Consider the following 13,073-nt stretch of genomic DNA (forward strand, 5'->3'; position numbering starts at 1 on the left):
CGAAAAGGAGGTACGGTTTTCATGAGTAAGATGAAAGCTAGTTTCAGAAAAGGAAATTTCGGAAGAAGGCTGATCGTAGTAGCCTTGCTGCTGGCTATGCTGATGGCAGTAGTAGGAAGCACAGCCGCGCTTGCCTGGAATGCCGAGTTCAGTATTCTGGTAGCTGGCAGCAGCACTGTGAAGCAGGATGGCGTACTTACCGCCTCCCTTACAGAAACGCTGAACTTTCAGTCGGATAAGGTGTTTGTTGGCACCAGCGGCATGAACAAGGTGTATTCCCTGCGAATTACGCTGACAAACATTGACGAAAACACCCCGCTGCAGCTGCAAGTCAGCAACAGCAGCGGAAAAAACAAATGGACTGAAGAAAGGGATAAAAACGACAGACTGTACTATACGTATAAGTCTCGGGAAGCTTTGACAAAGGGCAGCTTTGATACCCTGATGTCTCAGCTGAGCATTAGCTTTAACAGTAGCAGCCAGGAGAAATACGGCGAAGGGTCTGTTTCCATTAAAGCATACAGGAACGGCTCTGTATCAGACTGGAACCAGATCACAAACAGGCCCTACAGTGAGTATACCTGCAGCTTCAGGTTCTATAACTATGCTCAGGGCGAAGCGAACAGCGACAGCAAGAAAATGGATTATAAGAGCGATTATGCGGCAAGCTATGACAGCTCTTATTCCAGCGATGTTCCCGACGGGCAGGTAAATACGGGTGTTTTGGTAGAATCCCCCGACGCAGCAGGCGGTAAGGCGGAGTTTGACCTGTACCTTACCGAAAAAGGCCGCGGCCTGAAAGCTTCTGTGGGTTATCAGATCAAGAAAAGCACAGAGGCCTGGACTACGTCAGTTACCCAGAAGTATGTAAGGGAAATCGACGATCTTTCTGCTTGGAATCTCGATGAGCCGATCCATATCTCTGTAGAAGGCCTGGAAGCGGGAAAGACTTATGATATCCGGGGTATGATCGCTACAGACGGCAAAACCAATACGCCGAAGTATACCTCGGAGCTGAGCTTCAATTACCGGAAGCCGAATATCAACTCTTTCAGCATCGGCGGTGTTACCACCATTTATCAGGGTGGTAAGGGCCTGATGAACCTTTCCATGCTCACTACCTTCAACGATTCCAACGCGGTTGGCGTGGAAAACTATGTGGGAGCGGACGGCAGGACTTATAGCGGCCCGGCTTTGAAGGCGGATATTTACTTCACCGCAAACCGCGATTTTACAACGACTACAGATGAGGATGGAAACGAAGTTTACGGCGAAGATCATTCCGCTTGGTATCAGATCCCGTCCTACAGCACTACAAAGGAAATGACGGACAGCAACGGAACAGTATCGGCCACTTTTGCGAAAACCTGGCTGAACTTCCATGTTCCCAGCTGTCTTCAGGATTTGGGTGTGGCGGGGAATACAGCGCCCATCAACAGCACTACCTGCGCCTTTAAGCTGGTGGTGACAGACCTGTATACCGGCTATACGGCCGTAAGCTATTCCGACCCCTTTACCATTGACTCCGGCGCGCCTACAAAGCCTGTTATGCGGGCGGTCAGCGGCGGAGAAAATAAGGATCTGTCCCTGGATAAGGCAGTGGTAGTAGGCGGCACAGGAGAAGACGGAGCAGCCCAGGTGAGCATCAATATCGGAGATTCCCAGGATAATGGCGGCTCCGGTATCAAGCAGTACAGCTACAGCATGTACTACCTGCCCACAGACAGCGTTCCCGGCGGGCTTTCCACCACAGCCGCTGTATTGCAGAGGCTCAGCACCTATACGCCCACTACATACGATACCGGGTGTGATTATAAGGATTGGGCCTCCTTGTCCGATAAGCTGGATTCCTCTGGAAACCCTGTAAGCAATATGACCGAGCTGGTGGTTTCCAAGGATGGTTACTACCGTGTAGTGGCGCGGGCGGAGGACGAGGCCGGCTTCATTTCAGAAGTGGTAGAAGGCTACTTCCGTGTGGATCTGACGTCTCCCAAGGCCCCTCAGGCCCGGCTTGCGAAGAAAGAGAGCGGAAGCTTTAAGCCCTATGATAACCGTACTTATACCGAAAGCGATGTCTGGGCGTTCGCTTACTCCGAGCCTCAGACCGGCAAAGCGCTGAAAACCTTTAAGTTCTCTACAAACGGCGGCCTTACCTGGACGGATATCAGCACCATCGCTTCTGATAAAAAGCTGGTAAAGCTTACCAACACCAGCGATACCGTGCCGGTATATACAGGGAACAACTATACAAGCTCTCAGAATTTTGTATATCAGGTAGGCATTGACCTTACCGGCCTGGGCTATAGCGATTATGTTCCCCTGCTGTTCAAGGCTGTGGATATGCTAGGCAATGAGTCTATGGTATCCAATGAAGTTGCGATACGTACCTCCAGCAACGTGACCACGGTAGCCACCCTTTCCCATGACCCCATTGAGGTGGCTATGGCTTTGGGTAATACCGAGCTGGAAATGGAACGCAACATTGTTCCGTTGAAAATGCGCGCGGCAAAGATGATCAATGAGAAGTACTACGGTACTTCCGGCAGCAGCAATATCAACGCCGCTGACTTCAACCCCTATTTGTATACGCAGAGCCATACCTGTACCTACACTACAGACAGCGGCACAGGCGCATGTACTCAGGGCGCCAGCTGCCCCTATAATATTGTGGAGGCAAAGGGCTATTCCATTTATAAGCCGGAGTGGATCAATATTTCCGGTTTGATGAGCGGAGATGCCAGCAAAAAGATTACAGAATGGGCGCAATATGACCACGATACTCGTACCGGTTCAAGTGTAGCAATCAACGAGAATGGCCGTGTACGTGCGTATACAGACCGGCATGCCGTAGGGAACGGTGATAATGGTGAAGACACCAATGCCTGTATGATGCGTAAGCGCCATATTATGGATATCGGCGGGAATAGTGACTGGTCCAAAATTCTGTTTGCCGGTGTCAGTGAGGAAGCAAACAGCGACTGGCTGTTCTATCATTTCTCTCAGAACACCAATAAGTCCATTATCTTTACTATGGATACGGCAAAGTGCGACTTCCATACTTACAGACAGTCTGGTTTCTGGTTTAATACTACGATCCGCAAAAACCAGGCGGGAACCTGGGTCGTCTCCGGTTACCGTGTGATGATCGTGCAGGGCGGTGGTTCGTGGAGCCTGACAGACAAACGAGGTCAAACCAGTGCCTGCGGTATTCAGGTGCAGAAGTTTACGGATCAGCCTGTAGAAACGCTGGCAGATAGCGGTGGAACAAATACGGGTACCGTTATTGCTACCGCAAACCTCAGCGGCAGCGGCGCAACGATCCAAAATTTCATGATCGATCTGACCGGTTCGACTTGCTCAATTTATAAAATCGAAAATACCATGGCAGACAGCAATCTGAACGTGAAGTATTTCCGGGCAAATGGCAACAAGATCCTGAACAATGTTTCCACACCTCGTCCTACAGTAGACGGACACACCATTGGCGATGTGGACGATGCTTCCAACCCCTACCGTGATACAGACTGCTACGGTTTCGGCCCGGTTATTGGTTATGACAGCCATAGCTGCCAAATTGAAACTCGCGTAGAATTCAGCAACATCGCTATTTTCTATAACGTAGGCCGTACCTTGTCTGAAGTGGTTACAGAGCCTTCCTGGGGCGAAGGAAAGGCAAGATTTATTATGAACCTTTCCGATGACCCGCAGGGGGATTTCAGCGATCCTATTCTGACAGCACAGATTCAGTGGCGTTTGAATAACGATAAGGCAAGATATGTAGGCTGGGGCAAGGCCAGCCAGCGTCAGGGCACTATCGATTTCTTAAATCGTATGGCGGGCCAGGGCGCGACTGATGCAGACCGGGCTCTGTACGGTATGTATGAAAGCCGACTTGGCTCTGGACCGCAAGGTACTGCTCAAGAATATACAGATATAGCCACTTATATTACGCAGCAGTACTATATTGAGTTGGGCTTCAATACCGACAACGGGCCCATCAAGGATCAGGTATCTCCCAGCGGGGGCCTTCAGAAGGGCGTCGCCTATACCCTGGATAACATTTCCAACCTGCACCTGGCGGTCAATCCGCCGGAGCGGGGCGAATCCTCGGCGAACCCGGACTTCCCCGCGGGCCGCTGGTATATGGTGCACGATCCCAAGGGCATGGGAGATGAGGTGGACGTGCGAAGCGGGCAGTATTCCGACGCGCTGGAAACCGGCATCACCCTGCCCGGGCGGTATACCTATTACTTTGCCCCCTCTGAGGAGGATGTGAAGAACAATACCCTGGATCCCGCCACTGCCGTGTTTGATTTTGTGGTGAACCAGAGGCCTGTGGCGCAATTTGCCGCCACCATTGCCAACCAGGGCAGCACGAAGGTTTTGCAGGTCACGGATGTTTCCTATGACCCGGACTGCCCCAGCGGCCCCATCAGCGAGGGCGGCGTTCAGCTCAGCGGTATTGTCAAGCGGGAATGGAAGTATCAGTTCCTGACAAAGAGTGGAGATAAGCTGGTAGTGTCGAGAGAAAGCGGCTGGTCAACCAGCAGCCTGAACGGCCGTACCCTCAACAGCCTGACCGGCTACAATGATATGCCCTCCGGCACGGTACTGACCATTTACGAGCGCGTTACCGATACCGCGACCCGCAGAGTGGCGGTGAAAAATGCCAGCGGTCAGGTCACGGGCTATCGCTACGAAGCCATCAACGGCGCCGTCAGCGATGTGTGCCAGGTCAACGCCACAGAAGGTGTTACGGTCACCTATGCGCCCCAGAGCGTCATGAGCATGACCCCCACCATTATGTATGATACCGCCAGTGACGCAGGTTCTTCCCACCGGTCTATCAAGGTAGAACGTCTCAGCTCTCACCCCCAGAAAAACTACTTTACTCCGTCCTTTGCCATCAACCTGACAGAGGTCGGCATAGAGGGTGCGAATAAGGAGAGCGGGTATACCCAGCTGACAAAGAGAGGAAACGATTACTATTACGGCAGCCAGCTGGTGCTGAAGTGCGTTACGGCGCCTACTGCCACCGGAAATATCGGCAACGGAGAAATCGGCAGTACCGGCGGCGTGTGGGAGGTTCCTTACTCCTTTATCAGTGCCCGCGGTCAGATCGGCAAGCATATCAAGATCCAGCTTACTGAGAGGACCTATGGCCTTTCCGCCGCATCGGCGGCGCTGGGCAAAACGGATAAGGACTATATCCCTGACCAGTCTGCCCGTTCTATCCTGTATGAAAAGGATACCCAGGCTCCCACCGCGCAGGTGGTTACCACCGGCATGCTGGTGGCCGGTTCTTCCGAGCAGCAGCCCTATGCGGCCAACAGCTATCTGGATGTAACAAGCAACGATAAGTTTGTTATGATCAATGTGGGCGGCTCTGAAGACCAGGAAGGCGTCCTCAGAGGCTACGGCTATTACTTCTACGATAAGAACGCCTCTGGCACGGAGACCAAGTGGTACAAAATGAATGCCGACGGCACTTTGACCCAGGTTTCCAATGCGAAGACGGCCCTGCGGCAGCTGCCGAAGACCGGCGGTTCTATCAAGATCGGCAGGGCCGCCATGCGGAAAACGCCGGTAGATTCTTTGAACGTGGCGGTATTTGCCTATGATAACCAGACCGGAATGGCTAACGAGACCGGAGGCAACCAGACCGCAAAAACAAGGATCACCGACATTAAGCTGACCATTTCCAAGCCCATGCCGCCTGAGATCTCCGTCACAAACATGATGAACCAGAATGTGGCGTACATCAGCAACGAAAACGGTTCTCAGGCCAATATAGCCGCCGGAAAGACAGACACGCAGACGACCGATCTGTTCGACTTCTCCTCCACCAATGTTACGGTGCGCTTCGATCCCAGAAAAGCAAAGTATGCTCCCAACAGCTCCGGCGATCTGGTATTGAATGCGGGCGGGCAGGAATATTATCAGGATTATTACGGCGCGGCGGATATGACCGGCGTGGCGAATATCCGGTATTCTATAAAGTATAAGGCCAGAGAAGCCCAGGAATGGTGGACCGATGACCAGATGCTGGCGGCAGGTATGAATAAGCTGCCGGTAAATGTTGTGATCCCCTCCGCGCAGACGCTGACCTTGTCTGACGACGGTGTGTACGAGGTGACCGCTTCCGTGGTAAACGGCTCCGGCATCGTCAGTGACACCAGAACCGTAAGATTCACCATAGATAAGACAGCCCCCAGCGGACTGGACGTTCAGTTCCTCAATGAGGACGGCAGCGAGTACGTTTCCAACGTGTGGACAAAAAATGTGCGGATCGTGGCGTCCGGCGCTACCGATATCAACGCGGAATCCGCTGAATATCAGTATTCCACCGATGGCGGCAAAACCTGGATCACCCTGGGCGGCCTGACACAGGGTTCTGCTGAGGTAGAATTTGAAAAGAGCGGAAAATATACCGTTCTGGTCAGGGCGATAGATAAGGCCGGCAACGAAGCGGTTTATCCCCGCACGGTGTTGGTATGTATCGATACCACCCCGCCGGAAACCAAGGGACCGACGCTGACCGCTACCTCCACGATGAAGGACATCCTGGACGAATACGTGATCAGCCTGAGCTTTGACGATACGACCGGCAATATTTATTCGATTCGGAACGATGAGGTCAACGAGCTGGATCGGGAAGTAGCTGTACCCGCGGGAGAAAGCATATACTTTGAGTTCCATCCCGCTGAAGGGCATATTTTGGGCACCGTGACCTACGCGGGCCAGGATGTGACCGGAAAGATACAGCACAGCGCCGAGAGAGACGCTGACTATCTGGAGATCGAAAATGTAAGAGAGGACGCGACCCTTTCCGCCACCTTCCCGAAAACGGAGCTGGAGGCCCCGGTGTACCGGAGCCTTACCCGCAGTATGGCGGCTGTACAGTTTGCGGCGGCAAGAACCGTGTCCGATGAAGAACCGAAAGCGAATATCACGCCTTTGGCAGATCCCGGAGAAGAAGGGGGAGAGGGTTCCGAAGAGCCTACAGAGCCTACAGAGCCTACAGAGCCCGCAGAGCCCGATCCTGTAGATCCCACGGTGATGTACAATGTGGAGGCTCATGAGCTGGATAGCCATGGATTTGTTTCCCTGTCTCAGAATCAGGTGCTCCCCGGAGGAAAGGTGCTGGTGACACTGCGTCCCAACGCCGGGTATCGGGTAGCCACGTTCATGGTGAATTCCGAGGTCATCGATGTGAGCACGCTCACAAAGGTTGAGCACAGCAATGTGCGTACCTATGAGCTTACCGTTGATCAAGACAACACCATTGTCTGGGCAGGATTTGAAAAAGTTCCCACCCGTGTACTGCGCCTGTCTACCTCTGATTGCGGCAGTGTAACGATCTTTGACAGCGAAGAAAACGTGTTGAACAGTGGTGACGGCGAATATCGTGTTCCTGAGGAAGAAGAGATCTATATCCAGATGGACTCCGATGACGGCTACAGTACAAAATCTCTGCTCATCAATGGCGCTCAGCCTGATGGCTTCCTTCCGGGCGCGGCTGTTTACGAGTACTATGTGCCGGCCTACACAGGCGAGGGCGAAGATCCCGGTATCGATGTAAAGGTAGAATTTGATGTGCTCAGTACAGCGCGGCGTGTCTATAAGGTAAGTGTGGGAGTGTCCGCCGAAGACGGCCTGACTCACGGTACCATTGTTTCCGCCGGAGACGCCATCAATCTTCCGATTGGCGGAGCCAGAACCTTTATGATCACACCTGAGCCCGGCTATAAGATTTCCCATCTCTACTTGAGCCATCAGGTCGATGGAGATATGGATACTGAGGACATGGTCGGAAGCAGCGACTTGAAATTATTGCCCGGAGATGTCAGGAAGTATCAATATACCTTGAGAGATCCCGGCAGTAACGGTACGCTGGAGGTCATTTTTGACCGGCAGACCTATAAGATCAGTACCCAACCCGGTGTGGGCGGCGCGATCGGCTTGAAAGCGGCGGATGGCGGAAACCTGGCTGTTACCGCTGTTCCTGAGGGCAAGGACGTATTGATCCTGCCTCTGCCAAAGGCCGGTTACCGGGTCAAGTCTCTCACGATCTTTGAAATGAATGGTGTTACCGCTACAACAAGCTATTCCGTGGGCGCGGTAAGCTCTTACGTACTGAAGAACATTCATTCCAATATTCGCGTGGAGGCCGAGTTTACAGAGAGAACTGTCAATCATATCGAAACTACGCATATGATCACGGCAGTGGCAAATAACGTAAAGGATGCCGATGACGCTTTGGCGGAAGAGCCTTACCAGTTCCGTATTGCTGATGGCCCGGAAAGCGATCATAACAGGAATGTCAGCGAATGGAGCGAGTGGAGCGAATCCAATACCATTTCCTATACGGGAATTCTGACAAAAGGTGCGGAGAAGGAAATTCCGTTGGAGCCCAATAAGCAGTATTATGTATCTGTCCGCACCCGTGACCGGGTAGGAAATATCAGCGATGAAAAGATTTCTACCGTATACGCCATGGCCAACATGCCCGGAACTCTGGGCGCGGAGGCACTGGATGACGCAGGTAACTACGCTACGAAGAGCGTAGCGCTTACTGTGGATACCAGCGGGAACCCAGAGGGAACGGAATACATGGTCTATGTATCCAATTCCAGCTCCATGACGGATATGTTCATCGCTAACGAGGAGGAGCCCGGCGGCGGCTGGGCAACCCTAAGCGATGGTGATAAGTTCATTATTCGGGGCCTGACCCCCGGCCGGTGGTACCATTTGCAGGTAGTGGCGAGAAACCACGATGGGTACAGCACCAGCTTGAACAGTAAGGATATCACCAGCATTATGCTGAGCCCTGCGGCTCCGCCCGCCGACAGCTTCTACTTTGAGGAGCCGGCTTCTCCCATGTCACCTATTGTGTTGAACTGGGATGCGCCTACCGGAGAAGTGAAGGGCGTACAGATCTACCGCGATGGTATGTTCCTGGTAGAGCTGGACACGGAGACCCTGTCCTATGAAGATGCCAGGGTAAACTTTGCGGCGGACGCTGTTTACAAGTACAGCTATGCCTATGTGAACGCCGCGGGTGTCGGCTCCAGCAGAATGGCGGTCAGCGGAGAGTATTACAGATCCAAGTACAGCTCTACCGCAGATCCGGAAAAGTCCTCAAAGATGGATCATCTGATCGAGCTGACAGAGTATGAATATCTGTTCTCCGAGACCATGACCTATCCCTGCTTCCAATATGGCTGCAAGGAGCCTGTTTCCGCCAGCACTGCCGGTACGGAAAACAGCGGCAGGATCACGGTGCAGATGAATTATAATCCCAACGAAAGCGGCCGTTACCAGAAGTACTTCCTGACGCTCAAGGCCTTTGAGAAGGAAACAGACGCGGAAGGCGAGCCTGTGCTGGGTGAAGACGGGAAACCGATCTACCACGAGGTGGATATCACCAAGTGGGATCCCACCAAAGCAAACCGCGAAGCGGACGGCGTTACCCAGAAGGCCAAGGAGACAAAGGTCACTCAGGTATCCGGCGAGACCGCGGCCAGGGCTACCTGGGAAAACCTGAGCACGGCCTATGAGTACAAGATCTATGTGAAAGAGATCCGCTCCAACGGCGCGACCACCTCTGAGAACCTGGGCGGTCAGACCCAGGGTGTAGAATACTCACTGGGCAAGCAGTTTGTGGTGAACCGGGATGGATACTATTTTGAGTATACCAAGGATTCCTCCACGCCTCATCTGAGCACGGCCAGCGGCACCTGGACCGAAGCGGAGCTGGCAGCCTATACCAGATATGCGGAAGAGGGCTGGGACACCCCGGTAAACGAGCAGTATATCACCTTCAATAAGAGCCCCTCCGTGGAGCTGGCGAAGGAAGAGGATCGTTATTACGATAACGATGCCGGAAAGGTTCAGACCGCCGGCGACGGAAAGCCCTATCTCCTGGTAGACCAGAGCATGGCGGATAAAACCTTCCATGTGAATGTGGCTGCCTGGGATCCGGACGGCTCCCGTGCGGAAAGCACCGTTAAGCCTGCTGTCAATGGCACGATCGCCACAGTACCGGGCGCGGCGCCTGAACTCACCGAGGCAATGCCCAAGAGCCAGGAAGCGGCAACCCAGAGAGAGAATCTGTATCCTGTTACCTTTGACGCCAGCGGATTGCCCACCGGAGTATACACCTCCATGGAAATACGGGCATCTGACAGCGACACGGAGACAAAGAAGACCACTGATGAACTCCGGCTGGTCATAAACCGCAATACACCTCAGTCCTCTGTGGTAGGAGGCACCTCCAGACAGCTGGAAAATCAAGCTGTTTATCAGAAGAGCGATCTGGTACAGGTAAAGGCGGCCGCCGCAAGAGACAGCGCGGCTTCCACCAACCTGAGCAAGGTAGCGTTGCTGGTGATGCCCGCCGAATATCAGGCGGCTTTGGGCTCCAGTGATTACAACACGCTGTATCAGCAGCTGTGTGTGACTGGAGACGCCGCTGTGGTGGCAAAGGCAACGGCGCTCCTGGGTGCGGATGCTTCCAGCCCCAGGTTTGTAGTGGGCGGAAAACTGACAGTGGATGGAATGAATTTGGCCATTGCCAGAGTAGCGCCGCCTGTGACCAAATATGTGACCATTACAGAAGAGCAGTACAATGCGCGCTTGGCCACGGCTGGTGATAAGCTCCTGAAGGACGTTGGCAGCAAGACCACCTACTGGGCCGAACTGGAATATGCCTTGGCGGAGAATATCTGCTCCTGGCTGAAAACCGGCGAAGGCGATACGGTAATTCCCGATGTGGAGCTGAAGGCTACCGACAGGGAAAACACCTATATGATGAAGCTGGTCGCCAAGTTCGGCGGGAACAGTTCTTCTCAAACAGTGGACTTCGTAATCAAGGCAGCGCCTTATACTGAGATTCGCTCCAAGAAGAGCTTTATTTGGAGAGATACCTCCAAGGCAGAGTACGATTACTATGTTACGGAAGAGTACACGATACAGAACATCATAGACAAGTACAATGAGTGCTACGATCCCAGTAACATCACCTTTGAAGATCCTCTGCCCGACACAGATAAGGCCTATACCACCAAGGTGGAAAACGGCAAGACCGTTTACCTGGTCTACAAGCTGGTGGATTCGGAAGGAAACGTGGGTAACGACTACATTTCCGGTGAAGTAAAAACCAATTTGGGCGTCCACCCGCAGTTTGATGAGGTAGGCGTGCTGCTGGTAACAGACCGCAGCTATAATCCCAACACAGGAGCAGAATTCCCAATAGGATATATCGATTCTCCTGTGTATGTAAACTACAATCATACGCCGGTTACGGTAGGCGGAAACCTGAAGTTTGGTGTCAGCGGCTTAAGTGAAGGAGCCACTTATTATCTGTGGTCTTACTACAAGCTGCCGGATAAGCCCAGGGTATATAGCGCAGGTCATGTAGTGCTGACTACGGAAGACAGCTTCCAGATGGCGCAGTATGGCTTTACAAGAAGCAAGTACTCCTATAAGGAAGCAGATTATCCGGAGGGCCGGCCTTTGGCGTTCAACATCAATAAGCTGGGGAGCGCCGATGCCAGTGCTACTGTGCGAGTCACTCCGCACTATTATGAGGCGGACGAATTCGGCAATCTGATTCTGGAGGGCGGCAACCCCATCGAACTGACCGGCGAAGCGTTGATAGCGGCAAAGGAGACCTTTGGATTTGCCGGCGGCAGAGAGTATGATACCATTACATTTGGCGCTTCCACCAGTAAAGATGTGTATTTGACCTTGCAGGATACGGATAAGATGCAGGGGCACATGGTTGTAAGGCTGGTACTTTCCATTGAGAATTCTGATGAAGGCTATTGCTATGTAAGTAACGGCGGCGCCTATACCGACGTCTTCATTCAGGACGATGAAAGCCCGGTCACAAGCTATATTCTGGGCGTCATCAACAAGGACGAGAACGGCCAGCCCTTCATGAAAGAGGTGCTGAATACCTCTACCGGGGCGATAGATCGTTATGAATACCAGTTCTCCGGCTTGCAGGTGGATTACAGCCAGCTTACCAGTCTTGTACTGTCCTATGAAAATCGTGGAACGGGCGATCTGGAAAATATTACGGCGGCAGTGTACGACGACCGTGAGGGCGCTACTCCCAGCAGTTACTTTGAAGCGGAGAGGCCCAGCGAGACCAACCTGAAGCAGTCTTTGGGCGGCATCGGCACAGTGGAGATCCACCCCGTGTCCGGCCTGGAGGACGGTGTATATGAGGGCTGGGTATTCCTGAGCGCCGACCATGTGGAAGAACCGGTCAAGATAAAGATCCGTCAGGTAGTGGGACAGAGCACCCTGAAGGGCCGCATCTACATCACACCTGAAATGCCTGCCTTGAACGAACGTACCGGCGTGGCGAAGATCTCCCTGTATGACGCGGAAAACGCAACCCTGCAGGAAGACGGCAGCTTCAACGTGCCTCCGGTTTATACCACGGAGAGCAAGGAATACGGCGGCGAGTTTGAGATTCAGAATATTCTGAATAAGGGCGCCTACAGCGGTGGTAAGTATTACATCGTTGTAGAAAGGGACGGCTTCCTTACCTATAACGGGCGGAAATACCGGCCCAGGCCCACAGCCTATTCTCTGGAGCTGGGAACCACCAGTAAGACCTATACCTTTGACCTTCGTCTGATCGGCGGCGATGTGAACGGTGACCAGAAGGTCAACGATACCGACCTGAATATCCTGATCGAGCACTATAACCGATATACAGGTCAGCCGGGTACCTCTCCCGAGGAAGAGGCGATCATTAAGCGCTGCGACTTTAACCAGGACGGCGTAGTCAATGCGCTGGACCGCGGCTTCCTGATTGGAAACCTGGGCAATACGGATGAACATTATCCGTACCGCAGCTTCTCCCCGATCCAGCCGGACGCGTAAGAAATAACCTCCCCATTTACCGGGGACTTAAGACGATCCCAAACGGGACCGCCTTGAGCAGAGGGAAAAGCTTTGCTTTTCTCCCTGCTCAGGGCAGCCCCAATGCTCTGAGCAAGAAAGACTTCAAATATTACAGTTCTGCTTATGAAAAAATAAGGAGAGTGGATCAC

General features: G+C 52.9%; 1 protein-coding gene. It reads left to right on the plus strand.

The window, feature by feature from the left end; genetic code table 11:
• The first annotated feature begins 21 nt into the window (after positions 1 to 21).
• Positions 22 to 12,903 carry a dockerin type I domain-containing protein gene (locus tag U8T64_RS12210; protein ID WP_322183853.1) on the plus strand — a complete coding sequence of 4,294 codons (12,882 nt, stop codon included), beginning with the start codon at positions 22 to 24 and terminating at the stop codon, positions 12,901 to 12,903.
• Positions 12,904 to 13,073: the final 170 nt, after the last annotated feature.

The sequence above is a fragment of the Neglectibacter caecimuris genome, assembly GCF_034335015.1.
GTDB lineage: Bacteria > Bacillota > Clostridia > Oscillospirales > Acutalibacteraceae > Acutalibacter > Acutalibacter caecimuris_A.